17 protein-coding genes are annotated in these 18927 nt (G+C 70.4%); 16 read left to right on the top strand and 1 reads right to left on the bottom strand.

Annotated features, from left to right (window positions below; translation table 11 throughout):
• Window positions 1-32 precede the first annotated feature (32 nt).
• The 4 genes from ABD287_RS13950 to ABD287_RS13935 all read left to right on the top strand — a co-directional run bounded on the left by ABD287_RS13950 (window position 33) and on the right by ABD287_RS13935 (window position 3062).
• On the top strand, window positions 33-566 hold the full coding sequence (locus ABD287_RS13950; RefSeq protein WP_344173060.1) for a hypothetical protein: 534 nt from the start codon (window positions 33-35) through the stop codon (window positions 564-566).
• A 185-nt stretch (window positions 567-751) separates the two neighbouring features.
• A complete protein-coding gene (pdxS, locus tag ABD287_RS13945) occupies window positions 752-1669 on the top strand; it encodes a pyridoxal 5'-phosphate synthase lyase subunit PdxS (protein ID WP_344173155.1) in 918 nt (305 codons plus the stop codon).
• Between the two features lie 14 nt (window positions 1670-1683).
• Entirely contained in the window at window positions 1684-2307 is a 624-nt protein-coding gene (gene pdxT, locus ABD287_RS13940; protein ID WP_344173057.1) for a pyridoxal 5'-phosphate synthase glutaminase subunit PdxT, read from the top strand.
• Window positions 2307-3062, top strand: a complete 756-nt coding sequence (locus ABD287_RS13935) for a YebC/PmpR family DNA-binding transcriptional regulator (protein WP_344173054.1) — start codon at window positions 2307-2309, stop codon at window positions 3060-3062. Before pdxT ends, ABD287_RS13935 begins: the two co-directional genes overlap by 1 nt.
• A gap of 134 nt (window positions 3063-3196) precedes the next feature.
• On the opposite strand, the gene ABD287_RS13930 is transcribed toward ABD287_RS13935, so the two are convergent.
• Entirely contained in the window at window positions 3197-4381 is a 1185-nt protein-coding gene (locus ABD287_RS13930; RefSeq protein WP_344173052.1) for a DUF418 domain-containing protein, read from the bottom strand.
• Between the two features lie 157 nt (window positions 4382-4538).
• Between ABD287_RS13930 and ABD287_RS13925 the strand changes: the two genes are divergently transcribed.
• From ABD287_RS13925 to ABD287_RS13870, 12 genes are all read left to right on the top strand, one after another.
• Window positions 4539-5771, top strand: a complete 1233-nt coding sequence (locus ABD287_RS13925) for a sensor histidine kinase (RefSeq protein WP_344173050.1) — start codon at window positions 4539-4541, stop codon at window positions 5769-5771.
• Window positions 5768-6442, top strand: coding sequence for a response regulator (locus tag ABD287_RS13920; RefSeq protein WP_344173048.1), 675 nt, complete (start codon window positions 5768-5770; stop codon window positions 6440-6442). The genes ABD287_RS13925 and ABD287_RS13920 overlap by 4 nt, the downstream gene beginning before the upstream one ends.
• A 314-nt stretch (window positions 6443-6756) precedes the next feature.
• Window positions 6757-7494 carry a polyamine aminopropyltransferase gene (locus ABD287_RS13915; RefSeq protein ID WP_344173047.1) on the top strand — a complete coding sequence of 246 codons (738 nt, stop codon included), beginning with the start codon at window positions 6757-6759 and terminating at the stop codon, window positions 7492-7494.
• Between the two features lie 86 nt (window positions 7495-7580).
• Window positions 7581-8108, top strand: coding sequence for a class I SAM-dependent methyltransferase (locus ABD287_RS13910; RefSeq protein ID WP_344173153.1), 528 nt, complete (start codon window positions 7581-7583; stop codon window positions 8106-8108).
• 289 nt (window positions 8109-8397) lie between these two features.
• Entirely contained in the window at window positions 8398-8925 is a 528-nt protein-coding gene (gene ruvC / locus ABD287_RS13905; RefSeq protein WP_344173046.1) for a crossover junction endodeoxyribonuclease RuvC, read from the top strand.
• Complete coding sequence (ruvA, locus tag ABD287_RS13900; RefSeq protein ID WP_344173045.1) at window positions 8922-9521, top strand: Holliday junction branch migration protein RuvA; 600 nt, start codon at window positions 8922-8924, stop codon at window positions 9519-9521. Before ruvC ends, ruvA begins: the two co-directional genes overlap by 4 nt.
• A complete protein-coding gene (ruvB, locus tag ABD287_RS13895; protein ID WP_344173043.1) occupies window positions 9518-10570 on the top strand; it encodes a Holliday junction branch migration DNA helicase RuvB in 1053 nt (350 codons plus the stop codon). Before ruvA ends, ruvB begins: the two co-directional genes overlap by 4 nt.
• 172 nt (window positions 10571-10742) lie before the next feature.
• A complete protein-coding gene (yajC, locus tag ABD287_RS13890; protein ID WP_344173151.1) occupies window positions 10743-11030 on the top strand; it encodes a preprotein translocase subunit YajC in 288 nt (95 codons plus the stop codon).
• A gap of 125 nt (window positions 11031-11155) precedes the next feature.
• Window positions 11156-13039, top strand: a complete 1884-nt coding sequence (secD, locus tag ABD287_RS13885) for a protein translocase subunit SecD (RefSeq protein ID WP_344173041.1) — start codon at window positions 11156-11158, stop codon at window positions 13037-13039.
• 1 nt (window position 13040) lies between these two features.
• Complete coding sequence (secF, locus tag ABD287_RS13880; RefSeq protein ID WP_344173039.1) at window positions 13041-14135, top strand: protein translocase subunit SecF; 1095 nt, start codon at window positions 13041-13043, stop codon at window positions 14133-14135.
• A 267-nt stretch (window positions 14136-14402) separates the two neighbouring features.
• Window positions 14403-16355 (top strand): sensor histidine kinase, encoded by a 1953-nt coding sequence (locus ABD287_RS13875; protein ID WP_344173037.1) that lies wholly within the window; start codon window positions 14403-14405, stop codon window positions 16353-16355.
• A 175-nt stretch (window positions 16356-16530) separates the two neighbouring features.
• Window positions 16531-18924 (top strand): RelA/SpoT family protein, encoded by a 2394-nt coding sequence (locus ABD287_RS13870; RefSeq protein ID WP_344173035.1) that lies wholly within the window; start codon window positions 16531-16533, stop codon window positions 18922-18924.
• Window positions 18925-18927 lie beyond the last annotated feature (3 nt).

Raw genomic sequence — 18927 nt, 5'->3', positions numbered from 1 at the left:
CGCCGCCCGGGGCTCAGCGCAGGGGGCCTACGATGCCGGACATGCTGACGCTTGCCGTTCTGACGGCGCTCGCGCTGGTCGCCCTGTACCTGGCCTGGACGGCCGGCCGGGTCGACCGGCTGCACGCCCGCGCCCAGGCGGCCGAGCGGGCCCTGTCGGCGCACCTGCTGCGCAGGGCCGCCGCGGCGGCGGTCCTGGCCGAGCGGCAGGCGATCCCCGACCTGTACGCCGCGGCCAGGGCGGCCCTGGACGCCGAGGCGGACGAGCGTGGGGCTGCCGAGAACGACCTGACCCGCGAGCTGCGGGAGGCCGTCGACGGCGCGCCCGACGAGGCCATGCGGGCGGTCTGCCGCCGGGCGGCGCTGGCCCGCCAGATGCACACCGACCTGGTCCGCGACGCGCTCGGCGCCCGGCGTCGCAGGCTGGTCCGGGTGCTCGGGCTGGCCCGCCGCCACGAGTGCCCCGCGTACTTCGACATCGACGATCCGGCGCTGGACGTCCCGGTCGTCGAGCTGGCCCCGACGCCCGCCCCACTCGCCGCCCCGGCTGCCGCCGCGCCGCGCTGACGCGCGCCAGATGGCATGGCATATGCCGACGGCGACCCGGGGCGCTCGGGCCCGCGAGTGAGGGACGCCACAGGGCAGGCCACCTGGGGTTGATTGGCCGTCGGGACGCTCACCGGCGCGGCGTAGCATGAGCGCCGTCAGCCGACCTCACAAGGAGCCACGCCACCGTGTCCGCACCGATCGACATCAATTCCGCCGCCGTCTCCGGCGACGCCGCCACGCCGGTCACCGGCACCTCCCGGGTCAAGCGCGGCATGGCCGAGATGCTCAAGGGCGGTGTGATCATGGACGTGGTCAACGCCGACCAGGCCAAGATCGCTGAGGACGCCGGCGCGGTCGCCGTGATGGCGCTCGAACGCGTTCCGGCCGACATCCGCGCCCAGGGCGGCGTGTCCCGGATGAGCGACCCCGACATGATCGAGGGCATCATCAACGCCGTCTCGATCCCGGTCATGGCCAAGGCCCGGATCGGCCACTTCGTCGAGGCGCAGGTCATCCAGTCGCTCGGCGTTGACTACATCGACGAGTCCGAGGTGCTGACCCCGGCCGACTACGCCAACCACATCGACAAGTGGGCGTTCACCGTCCCGTTCGTGTGCGGGGCGACGAACCTCGGCGAGGCGCTGCGCCGGATCACCGAGGGGGCGGCGATGATCCGCTCCAAGGGCGAGGCCGGCACCGGCGACGTCTCGAACGCCACCACCCACATGCGTAAGATCCGCGGCGAGATCAGGCGCCTCGGCTCGCTGCCGGCCGACGAGCTGTACGTGGCCGCCAAGGAGCTTCAGGCCCCGTTCGAGCTGGTCAGGGAGGTCGCCGAGACCGGCAAACTGCCCGTCGTGCTGTTCACCGCCGGCGGCATCGCCACCCCGGCCGACGCGGCGATGATGATGCAGCTGGGCGCCGAGGGCGTCTTCGTGGGCTCGGGCATCTTCAAGTCCGGCAACCCGGAGCAGCGGGCCCGCGCGATCGTCAAGGCCACCACCTTCTTCGACGACCCTGACGAGATCGCCAAGGCGTCCCGCGGCCTGGGCGAGGCGATGGTCGGCATCAGCGTCGACGAGATTCCGGTCCCGCACCGGCTCGCCGAGCGCGGCTGGTGAGCACGCCAGTTCCGATGAATGACGACCCGATCGTCGGCGTGCTCGCGTTGCAGGGCGACGTGCGCGAGCACCTGGCCGCGTTGGCCGAGTGCGACGTCATCGCCCGGCCGGTGCGCCGGCCGGGCGCGTTGGCCGAGGTCGACGCCCTGGTCATCCCCGGCGGCGAGTCGACCACGATGAGCAAGCTGGCGCAGGACTTCGACCTCGCCGGCCCGATCCGGGAGCGGATCGCGGCCGGAATGCCCACCTACGGCTCCTGCGCCGGCATGATCATGCTGGCCCGTACGGTCCTCGACGGCCGCCCGGACCAGCGCGGCTTCGACGGCATCGACATGACGGTCCGCCGCAACGCGTTCGGCCGGCAGACCGAGTCGTTCGAAGCCGCGGTGCCGATCGACGGCCTCGATGACGCTCCGGTGCACGCCGTCTTTATCCGCGCCCCGTGGGTGGAGTCGGTCGGACCGGACGTGCGGGTGCTGGGCCGCGTCACCAGCGGTCCGGCCGCCGGTAGGATTGTCGCCGTCCAGCAGGGAAGCCTGCTCGCGACGTCGTTCCACCCGGAGCTCACCGGCGACCTGCGCGTGCACCGGCTCTTTGTGGAGATCGTGCGGGCGGCCACGAGCACAACGGAGGCTTGATGTCCGGCCATTCCAAGTGGGCGACCACGAAGCACAAGAAGGCGGCCATCGACGCCAAGCGTGGCAAGCTCTTCGCCCGGCTGATCAAGAACATCGAGGTCGCGGCCCGCACCGGCGGCGGCGATCCGTCCGGCAACCCGACCCTCTTCGACGCCATTCAGAAGGCGAAGAAGAACTCGGTGCCGAACGACAACATCGACCGGGCGCTCAAGCGTGGCTCCGGTCTCGAGGCCGGCGGCGCCGACTGGCAGACCATCATGTACGAGGGTTACGGGCCCAACGGCGTGGCAGTGCTCATCGAGTGCCTCACCGACAACCGGAACCGGGCGGCCACCGAGGTCCGGACCGCGCTGACCCGCAACGGCGGCACGTTCGCCGACGCCGGCTCGGTGTCGTACATGTTCACCCGCAAGGGCGTGGTCATCGTCCCTAAGGACGGTCAGACCGAGGACGACATCCTCATGGCCGTCCTCGACGCCGGCGCCGAGGAGTGCAACGACTTGGGCGAGTCGTTCGAGATCGTCAGCGAGCCGGGCGCGCTCGTCGCGGTCCGGCAGGCGTTGCAGGCGGCCGGCATCGACTACGACTCGGCCGAGTCGACGTTCGTGCCCAGCGTCAACGTGCCGTTGGACGAGGACGGGGCCCGTAAGGTGTTCAAGCTCATCGACGCCCTCGACGACTGCGACGACATCCAGAACGTGGTCGCCAACTTCGACATCAGCGACGAGGTCATGGCCAAGCTCGACGCCGAGTAGGCCCGTCGTTCGAAGCATGGAAGCGGGGTCAGACCGAGACGGTCTGACCCCGCTTCCATGAGGTTTGCCAGTCCGTCGAGCCACGCCCACCCGCCGACTACGGGACCGCCGAGTGTCCGACGTGTGGGACGCGCTTACCGCCGCCTCGTGCCGGTAAGGCGCCGCGACAGCGATTCGGCCGGTCCGCCACCGAAGCGGCGCAGCCACCACCGCGCCGCCGCCACGTTCACCCCACAGACCGTGAGCCACAGGGCCGGCACATACCACGGCGACGCTCCACCGAGGCGCTCCGCCAGGCCCAGACCCCATCCGTAGCACAGGGCGGAGGCGAGGAGGTTCTGAAGGATGTAGCAGGACAGGGCGGTACGGCCGACCGCCGCAAGGGACCGCCGTACCGCGCCCCGCGGCCCACCGGCGGTGGCCCGGCGGGCATGGCGCTGTAACAGCGAGGTGACGGCGGCGACGACGCCAATCCCCACCAGCGGCGCCGTGAGGTAGCGCTCGGCGAACAGCCCAGCTCCGCCTGCCACGGCCAGCGCCAGGTTGACCGGGAGCGCTACGCCGAGGCCGAGAGTCATCAGCCGGCGGCGTATCCGTGCCCCCGCCGCCGTGTCGCCGAACGCTCCCGAGCGCCACAGCGCCGCGCCGCACAGGAACATCGCCACCGACATCGGCAACAGCACCACCAGCTCTGACCGGTACACCGCGGCGTTGTCGAGCCGGCCGACCAGCTGCGCCACGTAGTCGTCGCTGGTCCAGGCCGGCAGCACGTCGGCGCCGGGCGGATTCTGGAGTCGGTGTGTGGTCAGCAGGGCGATAAGCCCGATGTGGACAGCGGCGCTGAGAGCGAGCACGACGCGGCGGGTCCGCCGATGCCGCAGCACGGACGCCGCCACGAGGCCCGCGAGCGCGTAGCCCATGAGGACGTCCCATTCGAAGATGACGACATAGTGCGCCAGGCCCTCCGCGAACAGCACCGCGGGCCGGCGCAGGTAGCCCCGCAACCAGCGTCCTCCGCGGCGCTGGGCAGATTCAAACTGCAGGTAGAGGCCGACCCCGAAAAGCAATGTCAGGATGGCCAGCGCCTTGCCGTTGAAGACCCACCTGGCCAGCGCCTCGTACCACTCCGAGCCCGTGCCTGGTGAAGATCCGCCCAGGGCGCCGGCCGCGGGGCCATCCGGGTCGGCGAACGCCCACACGTTCGTGCCCAGTGTGCCGAGGATGGCGATGCCGCGCAGCACGTCGAGGACGTCGACGCGCGGCCGATGGCTGGATTTGTCGCCGACACGGTCCGGCGCGAAGGCTGCTGTTGTCGTCATCCGCCCACTCCACCGTGGAAAGGATCAGATCTGGCAGCGGCAGCGGCGCCGGGTCCTGGTCCGATGGTCGGGGCTGCGGCACCGTCCGACAGCGACTTTCGTCGTGATTCAGCCTGCGGTCCGCGGCGACCACGCGGTCCCCCGCTAGGGTCGCCTCGTGCGAGCGTCTGACGATGCAACACCGGATCAGCGTCGCGGCGGCGCGCTGTGGCCCTCGCCGCGCGCCATGACCTATGACATCGCCCTGGCTGTCGTGTTGGCGCTGGTGGACGCAGCGATCTGCGTGGGCGTGTTCCGGCTGGACCGGCCGTGGCACTGGGTCGTCCTCGTCGCGCAGGGTGCGATCAACCTGACCATCGCGTTCCGGCGATGCTGGCCACAGACCGTCGCCGCCGTTCTCGCGGCCAGCGGCCTGCTCATGCTGCTTCTGCCGCTGCTCGCCCCTGACAACCTGTTCCCGGCCGGCTTGGAGAGCGTGTGGGTCGCGCTGCCCCTGAGCGCCGCCCCGGCCGCGTACAGCGTCGTCGCTTACGGCAGTGGCCACGGCCCGTGGTGGCTGCTCGCCCTGCTCACTGTGGTCGCGACACAGCCGTGGCAGCCCACAGTGACCATCGCCGCTGTGGGGCTGAACATCACGCTCATCCCCGGACTGCTTGGCCGGCACACCCGCGACCGGCTGCGGCTCCTGCGCGCGTATGCCGATCGGGCGCAGCGCGCTGAGCGGGAGCAGCACCTGCTTGCGGCGCGTGCCCGCGCCGACGAGCGCACCCGACTCGCCCGCGAGCTGCACGATGTCGTCGCCCACCGGGTCAGCCTCATGGTGCTGCAGGCCGGGGCGATGCGCGTGAGCACCGCCGACCCAGCCGTCGCCGACGCCGCCGAACGTCTCCGCCGCACCGGGTGCGAGGCGCTCGTGGAGCTGCGGGATCTGCTCGGCGTCCTGCATGGAGCAGCGGCGCCTGAGCCGGATCTCAGCCGGCACTCTCTCGCGGATCTGCCACAGCTCGTCGAGGAGTCCCGTACGGTGGGGGCTGCCGTGCGGTGCCACACCGCCGGCGATCTCGCCGTCTACACGCCGGTGGTGAGCCGGACCGCGTACCGGGTGGTGCAGGAGGGTCTCACCAACGCGCACAAGCACGCGCCCGGGGCGCCGGTCGACATTCGGGTGGACGGGTATCCGGACCGACTTGAGGTCCACGTCCACAGCGGCGCGCCGACCGACCGGCGGGACGCGCGCCTGCGCGCGGCCGGCGGCGGGCTCGGCCTGCGTGGCCTGCGGCACCGCGTGGAGCTGGTGTCCGGTGCGCTGACCGCGGGCGCGACGGCGGATGGCGGATTTCTGTTGGCGGCGACGCTGCCGCCGGCGGTGCCGACCGGAGCGACAACATGATCCGGGTGCTGCTCGTCGACGACGAACCGATGGTGTGTGCGTTGCTCACCACGATCCTGTCGGCGGCCGGCGACATCAACGTGGTGGGGCAGGCACACGACGGGGTGGCCGCAGTGAATGCGGTCGTCCAGCATCGGCCTGACGTGGTGCTCATGGACCTACGGATGCCCGGTGTCGACGGCATTACCGCCACTCGCCAGATCAGCAGGATGGCGCGACCACCGGCCGTGGTCGCGCTGACGACGTTCGACGCGGACGCGCACGTGCAGCGCGCGTTGCGGGCCGGAGCAGTCGGGTTCGTCGTCAAGTCCACCCCGCCCGAGGACCTGGTGGACGTTGTTCGGGTGGTGGCGGACGGGCACACCGTGCTGTCGCCTGCGGCAGCCCGCAGCCTCCTCTTCGCCACCGGTGTGAGGGCCGACGCACGGGCAGCGCTCCGCGTCCTGACGCCACGGGAGCGCGACGTGCTCGCTTTCCTAGGCCAGGGCCTGTCCAACGCGGATATCGGCGTGGCGATCGGGCTGAGCGAGGCGACGGTGAAGGGCCACGTTTCCCGCGTTCTGTCCAAGCTGGACTGCGCGAACCGGACCCAGGCGGCTCTGCTTGCGTACGATGCGGGACTCGTCAACCGGCGTGGCCGGGTGATCGAGATGCCCGCCACAGCCGACTGACCAGGCGGGCCGGTTGCGCCCGAACCGGCGTGCCCTCGGTGGCGGGGAAGCGGCCCCTGCGAGTCACAGGTGGAGCCGAGTCGGCTCCGCTCGACCTCGCGATGACGCCCCAGCACATGCCGAATTCCAGCGTGTGGCAGCCGGCGCTCGGAGCCGAGGTGACATTGCCTACCAGCTTGACCGAGGCGTCGTCCTGGTAGAGGTACCGGATCGACCCGTGCCGCCGGCGTACGTGGCCCGATGGGGACGTGGACGGTCGGCGGCCCGGACGATAGCGTCGGGGCCGACGCGGCTCACCGCAGGAAAGAGGTTCGATGGCGCGCTTCGAGGAACTGGCCTGGCATGACACCCGGATGGGTGAGATCAGCCTGCGCCGGCGCCGGGACCCGTCGCACGAGGTCGACGTCTACGAGGTGAAGCTTGGCGACGAGTACCTCATGTCGAGCCTGTTCCCGGTCGCCGAGATAGAGCTGGCCCGCCTGGGGCTTGCCGCCACGTCCGGCGACCAGCTCGACGTCATCGTCGGCGGGCTGGGTCTCGGCTACACGGCGCGCACCGCGCTGGAAGACCCACGGGTGGCATCGGTGACCGTCGTCGAGGCATTCGACGAGGTGATCAGCTGGCACCGTCGCCGGCTCCTGCCGTTCGCCGAACCGGTCGCCGCCGACCCGCGCTGCCACCTGCTCGCCGGCGACTTCTTCGCCCTCGCCGCCAGCGACGCCGGCTTCGACCCGCGGACTCCTGGGCGTCGGCACGACGCGATCCTGCTCGACGTCGACCATTCGCCCAGCCAGGTCCTGGACCCGAGCCACGCGCCGTTCTACCAACCCGACGGGCTGCGTCGGTTGGCCCGCCACCTACGGCCGGGCGGGGTGTTCGCGCTGTGGTCCAACGACCCGCCCGAGGTCGCTTTCAGCGATGCGCTGAGCGAGGTTTTCGCCGAGACGGCCGCGCATGTGATCGCCTTCCCGAACCCGCTGCAGGACCGGGAGGCGACCAACACCGTCTATGTCGCGACGCTCGCTGAGCCACCTGGCGCCGTGAAAGGATGACCGGCGTGACTGACGAGAACCTGTGGCTCCGACGCCTCGCAGAAGATCCGAACCATTCCCAGTGGTACGTGGACCGGTTCCGCGCCATGGCCAGCGAGGGTGCTGACCTGGCCGGCGAGGCCCGTCTGGTGGACGCCATGGCGCCCCGCGGCTCGCGTGTGCTCGACGCTGGTTGCGGGTCGGGGCGGGTCGGCGCGGCTCTGGCCGCCGTCGGCCACGAGGTCGTCGGGGTGGATCTGGACCCGGTGCTGGTCGCCGCCGCCGAGCAGGACCACCCGGGGCCGCGTTGGCTGGTGGGGGACCTGTCCCGGCTGGATCTTTCCGCCGAGGGCATCAGCGAGGGCTTCGACGTCATCGTCAGCGCGGGCAACGTTATGGCGTTCGTGGCCCCGGCCACCCGCCGCGAGGTGCTGCGTCGGCTTCGCGGGCACCTGCGCGACGGCGGCCGGGTCGTCATCGGATTCGGCTCCGGCCGCGGCTACGAGTTCGCCGAGTTCCTGGCCGACGTCGAGGCGGCCGAGCTGGTCCCGGACCTGCTGCTGTCCACCTGGGACCTGCGCCCATTCACGGACAAGTCGGACTTTCTGGTCGCGGTCCTGCGTCCCGCCGGCTGAGCCCGGCTGCCAGGGGGCAGCGGCCAGAAATAGTCGGCGACCTGCGCTCCGGGCCATGGTCCAGTCCGACGCCGCCGGAGCGCGCGCGGCGTCCCTGAACCACGCCGACTCAGTCGCGACACCCGGGTACAGCATCCCGCGCCCCGATCGCGCGCCACGCAGCAGCTCGCGGCCGCGATGGCAGCGGCCTCAACAGCCTTGCCGGAGCGGACAGGTGTGTCCGTGCGGCGGCTGCCGCTGACGCCCGTTAGGGTGTCGAACATATGTACGGCGCGGAAGGGGTGAGGGCGTGCGGGTGCTCGGCGTCGATCCTGGACTGACGCGGTGCGGCGTCGGGGTCGTGGAAGGCGTGCCAGGTCGGCCCTGCGTGCTGGTCGGCTACTACGTCATCCACTCCGAGCCCGGCGACGATCTTTCGCTGCGCCTGCTGCACCTGGACCGCTCCCTCGGGGAGCTGATCGCCAGGCACGAGCCGGCGTCGGTGGCGGTGGAACGGGTGTTCAGCCAGCACAACGTCCGTACGGTCATGGGCACCGCCCAGGCCAGCGCCGTGGCCGTTCTCGCCGGCGCCCGCGCCGGTCTGCCCGTGCAGACCTACACTCCGAGCGAGGTCAAGGCGGCGGTGACCGGCTTCGGGACGGCCGACAAGCGTCAGGTCACCGCTATGGTGACCAGACTGCTCCGGCTGGACGCCCCACCCCGGCCGGCTGACGCCGCCGACGCGCTGGCGTTGGCCATCTGTCACATCTGGCGCGGCGGCGCCCGGGCCAGGATCGCTCAGGCCCGGGCCCGCGCGGGAGGAAGGAACGCCCGGTGATCGCAAGCGTGCGCGGCGAGGTCGCCCATATCGGCGCGGACCACGCGGTCGTCGAGGTGGGCGGGGTCGGGCTGGCCGTCCAGTGTGGCCCGGCGACCCTGGCGCGGCTGCGGCTCGGCGAGCCGGCGCGGCTGGCCACCAGTCTGGTCGTCCGGGAGGATTCGCTCACCCTCTACGGCTTCGCCGATGACGCCGCCAAGCAGATGTTCGAGCTGCTCCAGAGCGCCAGCGGGGTCGGGCCACGGCTGGCCCAGGCGGCGCTCGCCGCGCACAGCCCGCAGGCTCTCCAGGCGGCCCTGCACGGTGGGGACGTCGCGGCGCTGACGAGGGTTCCGGGAATCGGCAAGAAGGGCGCCGAGCGGCTCATCCTGGAGCTGCGGGACCGGGTCGGTCCGGTCGCGGCCGGCGGCGCTGGGTCAGCTCAGACGTCGGCGCCCTGGCAGGACCAGGTCCGGCAGGGCCTGGTCGGGCTGGGTTGGTCCGCGGGGCAGGCTGATGCCGCCGTCACCGCGGTCGCCGAGACGGTGGACGGATCGCCGCCGCCGGTGCCGGTCCTGCTACGGCACGCCATCCGAATGCTCGGCACGAGCCGATGACCGACCCCGACGGCATCGTCTCCTCCTACGCCGACCAGGCAGAACGTGACGCCGAGGCCAGCGTCCGGCCCAAGCGGTTGGACGAGTTCGTCGGCCAGCACCGGGTGCGTGAGCAGCTTGAGCTGCTGCTGCACAGCGCGCTGCGCCGGGGTTCGCCGCCGGACCATATTCTGTTGTCCGGCTCGCCGGGGCTCGGCAAGACCACGTTGGCGATGATCGTGGCGGCTGAGCTGGGCGGCGGCCTGCGGATCACCAGCGGTCCGGCCATCGAACGCTCCGGTGATCTGGCCGCGGTGCTCACCAGCCTCGCCGCCGGCGACGTGCTGTTCATCGACGAGATCCACCGGATCGCCAAGCCGGCCGAGGAGCTGCTCTACAGCGCGATGGAGGACTTCCGCGTCGACGTCATCGTCGGCAAGGGCCCTGGCGCGACGGCGATCCCGCTGGATCTTGAGCCGTTCACCCTGGTCGGCGCCACCACCCGGGCCGGCCTGTTGACCGGCCCGATGCGGGACCGGTTCGGTTTCGTCGGGCATCTGGAGTTCTACGAGCCGGCGGAGCTGCAACGGGTCATCACCCGCGCGGCCGGCATCCTCGGCGTCGCCATCGAACCGGACGGCGCCGCCGAGATCGCCGGCCGCTCCCGGGGCACCCCACGGATCGCCAACCGGCTGTTGCGCCGGGTCCGCGACTTCGCCGAGGTCCGCGGCGACGGCGTGGTGTCGCTGGCCGCCGCCCACGCGGCGCTGGCCGTCTACGACGTCGACGACCTTGGCCTGGACCGGTTGGACAAGGCGGTCATCAGGGCCCTGGTCGACACTTTCGGGGGCGGACCGGTCGGTCTGTCGACGCTGGCTGTGGCGGTCGGGGAGCAACCGGACACCGTCGAGGAGGTCTGCGAGCCGTTCCTGGTCCGGGCCGGTCTGCTGGCCCGTACGCCGCGCGGCCGGGTGGCCACCGCCGCCGGCTGGCGTCACCTGGGACGGACTCCGCCAGCGCCCGGCCCCGGCCAGCCGGCGTTGTTCGGCATCGATCCGGACGCTCCGTGACCGTACCGTGATCTATGGGGGTCAGCTGGTTCTCAGAGCCACAGACTAGAATCGCGCCGGTCCGCAATAGGACTGGAACACCTTGGCCGATCACGCAGCGTGGCGGGTCGGATGCACCGGAAGGCCTTAGATCGTGAACCTTTCCGCAGCCGAAAGTGGCGGTGGCGGCGCGATGTCGCTGCTCCTGCTCGCCGGTCTCTTCGCTGTCATGTACTTCATGATGATCCGACCACAGCAGCGCCGACGTCGCGAGGCCGAGCGGATGCAGTCGTCGCTGTCCGTGGGTAACAAGGTAGTCACTGTGGGTGGCATGCATGGTGTCGTCGCCGCGATGGACGACGACACCGTCTCGATTGAGATCGCCCCCGGCACGGTCGTCGCCTTCGCCCGGCCGGCGATCGCCCAGGCGATCCCCGCGGCGGACGAGACCGCCGACCAGGCCGCCGGGTCGGAGCAGTGAGCAGCCGTCGCAGGAAGTCGGCGTCCTGACGCCGACCACACCGTCCGTTCCGGGACGTCCGCACACCCCGGAACGTCATCCGCCGCGCGAGCCCGCGTGGCCTCGAACCGGGAGATTCGACAGCCGTGGCACCACCACAGGGACAGATGCGCCCGGGACGGCAACTCGCCATCCTCGGCGGCCTCTTCGTCGTGCTCTACCTCATGGTCATGTTCGTCGGCACCGGTCCTGACCCGAAGGCCGGCAGGCCCGAGGCGATGGGGTGGGCCGAGCGGTTCAAACCGCAGCTCGGCCTAGACCTGGTCGGCGGCATGCGGATGACTCTGCAGGCGAAGGTCACGCCCGGCGATCCGCCGCCGAGCCGCGAGAAGATGGAAGAGGCCCGCAACATCATCGCCCTGCGGGTCGACAGCAAGGGCGTCAGCGAGGCATCGGTCGTGGTCGAGGGCGACACGAATATCGTCGTCTCGAAGGCCGGCGCCAGTGAAGACACTCTCGGCGAGGATATCGGTGAGGCGGCGCAGATGCGCTTCCGTAAGGTCCTCAAGGCCACCAATGGCCAGGCCATTCCACCGCAGGCCACCCCCAGCGCCTCCGCCGCCAGCCCGCAGCCGGCGGCGAGCGCCGCGCCGAAGCCGGTCCTGACCGGGAAGCCGGCGAGCCCGGTTCCCACCGCGAACGCCGCCCCGGCGCCGACGGCCAGCCCGGCACCTCCGGCCGCCGGCGCAGTCCCGACCGCCACAACGCCGCCGCAACCGGGCAAGAAGGTGGAGAAGACGCCGGCACAGGTCCTCGCGGAGGCCAAGGCTGTGGTCGGGGCCCCGGCTTGGGCCGCGGCTGAGAAGTTGACCGCTCCCGCGGAGCCGACGAACGCCGCGCTGGCACCGTTCGAGAAGCTCAGCGTTGAGCAGGTTGCCGTCCTGCCGCCGGCGATCCAGTTCAACGTCCCGCAGATCACCTGCGAGAAGCTCGACAAGCGTGAGCGCGGCGCGATCCAGAACGCGGACGAGCGGGTGGTGGCGTGCGAGGAAGGCACCAAGTACCTGCTCGACATCGCCACGGTCGTGGGCGACGACATCGAGAACGCCTCCCCGCAGGTCGACACCACCGGCCAGCGGGTGGTGAGCCTCGACTTCGACGAAGAGGGCACCAAGAAGTGGACCAAGCTCACCGGTGAGGCGTTCCGCAACGACGCCGTCGGCGACTCCAAGTGCGCGCCGGAGGCGTTGGGATCGGGCCAGCACTGCCGCGTCGCGGTGGTGCTTGACAATACGATCGTCTCCTCGCCCGAGATCCAGGGCGTGCTCGGCGCTAACTCGCAGATCACTGGCCAGTTCAGCCAGGCGGACGCCACTAACCTCGCCAACCAGATCCGTTACGGCGCCCTGCCGCTGACGTTCGAGACGGTGAGTAATGAGAGCGTTACGCCGACGCTCGGCGAGAAGCACCTCAAAGCCGGTCTGCTCGCCGCCGGTATCGGCATGCTCCTGGTCATTCTCTACTCGTTCTTCTACTACCGCCTGCTCGGCACGGTGATCTTCCTGAGTCTGATCCTGTCCGCAGTGCTCGTTTTCGGCGCGCTGATCGTGCTGGGCCGCCAGATCGGATTCACGCTGACGATGGCCGGGATCGCCGGCTTCATCGTCTCGCTCGGTGTGGCGGCGGACTCGTTCGTCATCTACTTCGAACGGCTCAAGGACGAGATCCAGGAGGGCCGCTCCCCGCGTAGCGCTGTCCCGAGGGCATGGGCCCGGGCCAAGCGGACGATCATCTCCGCCAACGCCATCACCATTATGGCGGCGGTTATCCTCTACATCGTCTCGGTCGGCACGGTGCAGGGTTTCGCCTTCGCGCTCGGCCTGGCGACGGTGCTGGACCTTGTGGTCGTCTTCCTGTTCCGTCACCCGATCATGACGTTGTTCGCCAGCACGAAGGCATTCCTCTCGCCGCGCGTCAGCGGCCTGGGCCGGGTCCTCTTGCAGCGCGACGAGACCACGAAGGAGGCCTGAGATGAGTAGTCTGGCTACCCGGCTCTACCGGGGCGAGGCCGGCGTCAACATCGTCGGCCGTCGCAAGATGTGGTTCACGGTCGCGGGAGTAGCGCTGCTGCTGGCGGTGCTCGCCATCGGCGTCAAGCAGTTCCATCTGGGTATCGAGTTCGCCGGTGGCAACCAGTTCAAACTGCCTAACCTCACCCAGTCCCAGGCCGCGGTGGAGCAGGCGTTCCAGGACGCCGGCGCCGTGGTCGGCCCCGTGCAGACGGTCGGTCGGGGCGACGACGTGACCTTCCAGGTGACCACCGCCGCGATGGGTTCCGACCAGGCTGTCCAGGTCAAGCAGGATGTCGCCGCCAAGCTCGGCATCGCCGATGGCGAGATCACGTTCAACACGGTCAGCGCGGCCTGGGGCGAACAGATCACGAACAAGGCCCTCCAAGGTCTGATCATCTTCCTCATCGTCGTGATGATCTATCTGGTGCTGCGGTTCGAATGGCGGATGGCCGTCAGCGCCGTATCGTCGCTGCTGCTCAACCTCATTCTCACCGCGGGCGTCTACGCCCTCACCGGGTTCGAGGTCACGCCGTCGACGGTCATCGGCTTCCTGACGATTCTCGGCTTCGCGCTGTACGACGTCGTCGTGGTGTTCGACAAGATCCAGGAGAACACCCGGGGCATCACCACGAGCAGCACCCGGACCTACGCCGACGCCGCCAACCTCGCGGTCAACCAGACCATCATGCGGTCGATCAATACCTCGCTGGTGGCGCTGTTGCCGGTCGGCGGTCTGTTGTTCATCGGCGCCGGCCTGCTCGGGGCGGGCACCCTGAAGGACCTGAGTCTGGTCCTCTTCGTCGGTATGGCGATCGCGGTCTACTCGTCGCTGTTCGTGGCGACGCCGATCCTGGTGACGCTCAAGGACCACGAGCCGCGGTACAAGGCCCACAACGCCCGGGTCCGGGCCCGCCTCGCCTCCGGCCGGGAGGCTGCCGGCAACACCCCTCGCCGGGCCGCCGAGCCGGTCGCCGTGGCGACCGCCGCCCCGAAGCCGGGCGCCCGACCGGCGGCCAAGGGCCGGCGTCCGGGGCCGGGTGGTCGCCGCCGCTGAGCGGTCCGCGCCTGACGGAGACGGGCGGTGAGAATGCCGATGACGGCATTCTCACCGCCCGTCCGCTTTCCCGGGCCGCAGGTCGGCGCCCTGGACGAGCGCCGGGTACCACCTGGGTCGCGCCGGCGCGACCCTTAAGGAGCCAGCCGGCGGCCGCCGCGGTGAATCGGGCAAGACGGGCACTGAGCAGCACCATGGCGCCTATCGTGGAGGTCAGGCGTACATCGGCGCTCCGCTGCCGTACGCCCCCAGAGCCGAGGTACCGACGTGGCCGTCGAATTCCAGATCGCAGGAATGTGGGCCGGGGCGCTGGTCGGGCTGTTGGCTCTGTTCAGCTACATCCGGACCGGGGACCCCAGTCGCGGGCTGGTGGCGATGGCCTTCGCCACCAACGTCGCGTGGGCCCTGAGCGACGTGGCCAGATGGACCGGCGTCGGGCCGCACGAACAGCTGTTCCGCCTCGCCGTTGTCTTCAGCCTGACGCGCGGCTACGTGCTGCTGCTCCTGGCCCGGCGTGTCGCCCCGGTGCCCCGGCGGTGGCTCGTCGGCACCGCGGTGGCCAGCCTGCTGTTCGTCCCAGCGGCGGTCCTGCTGCCGCGCCCGCATTCGGTCTGGTGGTTCGTGCCGTACTGCGTCGTGTTGCTCGTTCCGGTCGTTCGGGTGACGATGCTTTTCGCCGCAGAGGCGCGTCACCGGGGCGGCTGGTCGGGTACCCGGCTCTGGCTGACGGCGGCCGGCTGCGGCGCCTTTACCCTCTGGAGCCTGACCCTGGTCGTGGGTAGGGCCGGCGGTTTCACGCTCAACCTGGGGCAGTACGCGCTCGTGCCGGTGAGCCCGGTCGGCGAGGTCCTGGTGCTGCTCAGCGCCGCCGGCCTCATGCTGTTGGCCCTCGGTTTCGTCCTGACGTTCATGCCGCCTCGATGGCTGCGTCAGGCGTGGGCGGCCGCCGCCGCCCACGAGGTGAGCAGACGCGTCCTGGCGCTACCGGCCGACGCGGCGCCACAGCGGGTGTGGCAGCAGTACGCGGACGCGGTGGCCGAGGCCAGCAGTGGCGACGCGGTCGCGGTCGTCGTGGGTCGGGACGTCTCGGTCCTGGCGGTCCGGCACCCCGAGGAGTCGGGCGCCGCGAACGACCTGCGGGCCGTGGCCGAGTCCGCTGCCCACCGCGACGCCACCAGACCAGACGTCATCATCGCTGGCGACGTGCGCTGGGTGCCGCTGGTCGACCAGCGGATCGACGGCGGGGCGATGGCGGTGATGAACCGGCGGCAGGGGCTGTTCGACCGCGACGACCTGCTGGCCTTCGCCACGGCCGCCGCTGAGGCCGCGGTGCTCGCCGAACGGGGCAGGCTGCTCGCCGAGCAGCGACGCCTACTTGTCGAGCAGCGACGACTCTCCGACGAGCTGGGCGAGGCGCTGGCGGAGCAGCGACGCACCGACGAGTTCCGCAGCCAGTTTCTGGCCGCCACAAGCCACGAGCTCCGCACCCCACTCAACGCCATCATCGGGTTCTCTGACCTGGTCCTGTCCAACCTCGCCGAGGACGACCTCAACCGACCGTTCATGGAGCACGTGCACACTGGCGGCCGCCGGCTGCTGCACCTCATCAACGATCTGCTCGACCTGTCCAAGGTCGGCTCGGGTCGAATGGACCTCCAGATGAGTCCGACGCGGCTCGACGAACTGGTCCGTCAGACTGTCGGCATGCTGGAGCCGCTGTGGCGGGGGAAGGTGTTGCAGGTGAGCCACGCGGTCCCGGACATCACCGCTGACGTCGATCCGTTCCGGTTCCGGCAGGTGCTGGAGAACCTGCTCTCGAACGCCATCAAGTTCACGCCCGAGGGCGGCGCGATCACCGTCAGCGGAGCTGTGGGCGTCCAGGGCGCGGCGCTGCACGTCGCCGACCCGGGACCCGGGATCGCACCTGAGAGCCAGGATCTGGTCTTCCAGGAGTTCCAGCAGGTCGGGGAGCCCGATTCGCGCAGCCAGGGCACCGGCCTGGGACTCACGCTGGCCCGGCAGATCGCCCGTGCCCACGGTGGGGATATCACGCTGGACTCCACGGTCGGACAGGGCAGCACGTTCACCGTCACCCTGCCGGTCAGCTGTGTGGTGGACACCGCGGCGCCCGGCTGGCCCGGCTTCGCGAACACCGAGGTTGGGCCTACCGGCGCCCGAGCGGCGCCGCATCCGCCGCAACCATCCGCCATCACGTCCTGACCTCAACGTGCGACAACCCGCGCTGTCGGCCATCCGGTCGGCGCTGGGGGCCGAGCGGCGCCCGGGGCGCCCGGCTACGGGTACGATGGCTTTCCCCGCCCCATCGGGTTTGTCCTGGGTAGCCGGGATGCCTGTGGCAGGCGACCAACGGTGAGTTGACATGAGGAGCCGCCCGGTGTCCAGCGACGTCGCGCCCCCGGCGCGCGAATCGACGCAGGCTGAGGGCGGACCTGAGCCTGAGCCCGTGGCCGACGCGAGCCTGGACAGTCCCCCGACCGCCGTCGAGCCGCACGACTCGGCGTTGACCCTGTCCGGCGCCCCCACCGGCCGGCGGGTGCGGGCCAGGCTGGCCCGGTTCAACGCCCCGTGGCAGACCCCGCAGGTCAGCGAGGTTCTGGAACCGCTCATCGCGGTCCACCGCAACACCCACCCCAAGGGCGACGCCCGGCTGTTGCAGCGGGCCTTCGACGTGGCCGCGAAGTGGCACGACGGGCAGTTCCGCAAGTCCGGTGACCCGTACATCACCCACCCGCTGGCGGTCGCCACCATCCTGGCCAACCTGGGCATGGACACCACCACCCTGGTCGCCGCCCTGCTGCACGACACCGTCGAGGACACCCCGTACACCCTGGAGCAGATCCGCGCGGACTTCGGCGACGAAGTCGGTCTGCTCGTCGATGGCGTCACCAAGCTGGACCGGGTCAAGCTCGGCGATGCCGCGAAGGCTGAGACGATCCGCAAGATGGTCGTGGCGATGGCCAAGGACCCCCGCGTTCTGGTGATCAAGCTGGCTGACCGGCTGCACAATATGCGCACCCTGACGTTCCTGCCGCGGGCCAAGCAGGAGCAGAAGGCCAAAGAGACGCTGGAGATCCTGGCGCCGCTGGCGCACCGCCTCGGTATGAACACGATCAAGTGGGAGTTGGAGGACCTGTCCTTCGGCACCCTGTTCCCGAAGCGGTATGAGGAGATCAACCGCCTCATCGGCGAGCACCAGCCGCAGCGGGAGGCGCTACTCAAGCAGGTCACCAAGAAGGTGGGCCTGGACCTGCGTTCAGCCAAGATCAAAGCCGAGGTCACCGGACGCCCGAAGCACCTGTACTCGATCTACCAGAAGATGATCGTGCGGGGCCGCGAGTTCAACGACATCTACGACCTGGTCGGCGTGCGGATCACCGTTGACACCGTCCGTGACTGCTACGCGGCCCTGGGCGTCATCCACGCGAACTGGCAGCCGGTCCCGGGCCGGTTCAAGGACTACATCGCGATGCCGAAGTTCAACATGTACCAGTCGTTGCACACGACGGTCATCGGCCCGACCGGCAAGCCGGTCGAGATGCAGATCCGCACCTACGCCATGCACCGCACCGCCGAGTACGGCATCGCCGCGCACTGGCGCTACAAGGACAACAAGGCGATGACGGTGGTCGGCCCGCCGGCGCACATCGACGAGATGACCTGGCTGCGGCAGCTGCTCGACTGGCAGCGTGAGGCCAGCGACCCGAGCGAGTTCCTCGACGCGCTGCGTTTCGACCTGTCCAGCCAGGAGGTGTACGTCTTCACCCCCAAGGGCGACGTCATCCCGCTGCCCACCGGATCGACGCCGGTCGACTTCGCGTACGCCGTCCACACCGAGGTCGGCCACAAGTGCATCGGCGCCCGGGTCAACGGCAAGCTGGTGCCGCTGGAGTCGCCGCTGTCCAACGGCGACGTCATCGAGATCTTCACCTCGAAGTCGGAGACGGCCAGCCCGACCCAGGACTGGCTCGGCTTCGTCAAGAGCCCGCGGGCGCGTACGAAGATCCGGCAGTACTTCAACAAGGAGCGCCGCGAGGAGGCCATCGAGATCGGCAAGGAGTCGATCACGAAGGCGATGCGGAAGCAGGGGCTGCCGTTGCAGCGGCTGCTCACCTCGGACTCGTTGATGACGATCGCCCGGGATCTGCACCTGCAGGATGTCGCCTCGCTGTACGCGGTGGTCGGCGAGGGACAGGTGTCAGCCCAGTCGGTGGTTCAGAAGCTCGTCGCCACCTACGGCGGTGAGGAGGGCGCGGTCGAGGACATCGCCGAGACCGCGATGCCGACCCGACCGCCGCGCCACCGCGGGGCCGGCCAGGATCCGGGCGTGGTGGTCAAGGACGTCAGCGACGTGTGGGTGAAGCTGGCCCGCTGCTGCACCCCGGTTCCGGGCGACCAGATCTTCGGGTTCGTGACCCGCACCGGAGGTGTCAGCGTGCACCGGGAGGGCTGCGCGAACGCCGAGGACCTCAAGGCGCAGACCGAGCGCATCGTGGCCGTGGAGTGGAAACCGACCTCGGCGTCGACGTTCCTGGTGGCGATCCAGGTCGAGGCGCTGGACCGGCACAAGCTCCTCGCCGACATCACCAAGGTGATGAGCGAGGAGCGGGTGAACATACTGTCGGCGACCGTCACCACGACCCGGGACCGGGTGGCGGTGAGCCGGTTCAGCTTCGAGATGGCCGACCCGAAGCATCTGGGGCACCTGCTGGCCGCCGTGCGCAAGGTCGACGGCGTCTTCGACGCCTACCGGGTCACCTCCGGGGCGTAGGAG

This window comes from Pilimelia columellifera subsp. columellifera, from assembly GCF_039532605.1.
Lineage (GTDB): Bacteria > Actinomycetota > Actinomycetes > Mycobacteriales > Micromonosporaceae > Pilimelia > Pilimelia columellifera.
The sequence above is the reverse complement of the archived record's forward strand: the minus strand, read 5'-3'. Positions and strand labels throughout refer to the sequence as shown.

Bases quoted from the DNA above. Each gene is read 5' to 3' on its own strand.
- ruvB (WP_344173043.1), top strand. From the start codon at position 9,518: ATGACCGACCCCGACGGCATCGTCTCCTCCTACGCCGACCAGGCAGAA.
- secF (WP_344173039.1), top strand. From the start codon at position 13,041: ATGAGTAGTCTGGCTACCCGGCTCTACCGGGGCGAGGCCGGCGTCAAC.
- ABD287_RS13920 (WP_344173048.1), top strand. From the start codon at position 5,768: ATGATCCGGGTGCTGCTCGTCGACGACGAACCGATGGTGTGTGCGTTG.
- ABD287_RS13910 (WP_344173153.1), top strand. From the start codon at position 7,581: ATGGCCAGCGAGGGTGCTGACCTGGCCGGCGAGGCCCGTCTGGTGGAC.
- ABD287_RS13935 (WP_344173054.1), top strand. From the start codon at position 2,307: ATGTCCGGCCATTCCAAGTGGGCGACCACGAAGCACAAGAAGGCGGCC.
- ABD287_RS13930 (WP_344173052.1), bottom strand. From the start codon at position 4,381: ATGACGACAACAGCAGCCTTCGCGCCGGACCGTGTCGGCGACAAATCC.
- ABD287_RS13915 (WP_344173047.1), top strand. From the start codon at position 6,757: ATGGCGCGCTTCGAGGAACTGGCCTGGCATGACACCCGGATGGGTGAG.
- ABD287_RS13950 (WP_344173060.1), top strand. From the start codon at position 33: ATGCCGGACATGCTGACGCTTGCCGTTCTGACGGCGCTCGCGCTGGTC.
- pdxT (WP_344173057.1), top strand. From the start codon at position 1,684: ATGAATGACGACCCGATCGTCGGCGTGCTCGCGTTGCAGGGCGACGTG.
- yajC (WP_344173151.1), top strand. From the start codon at position 10,743: ATGTCGCTGCTCCTGCTCGCCGGTCTCTTCGCTGTCATGTACTTCATG.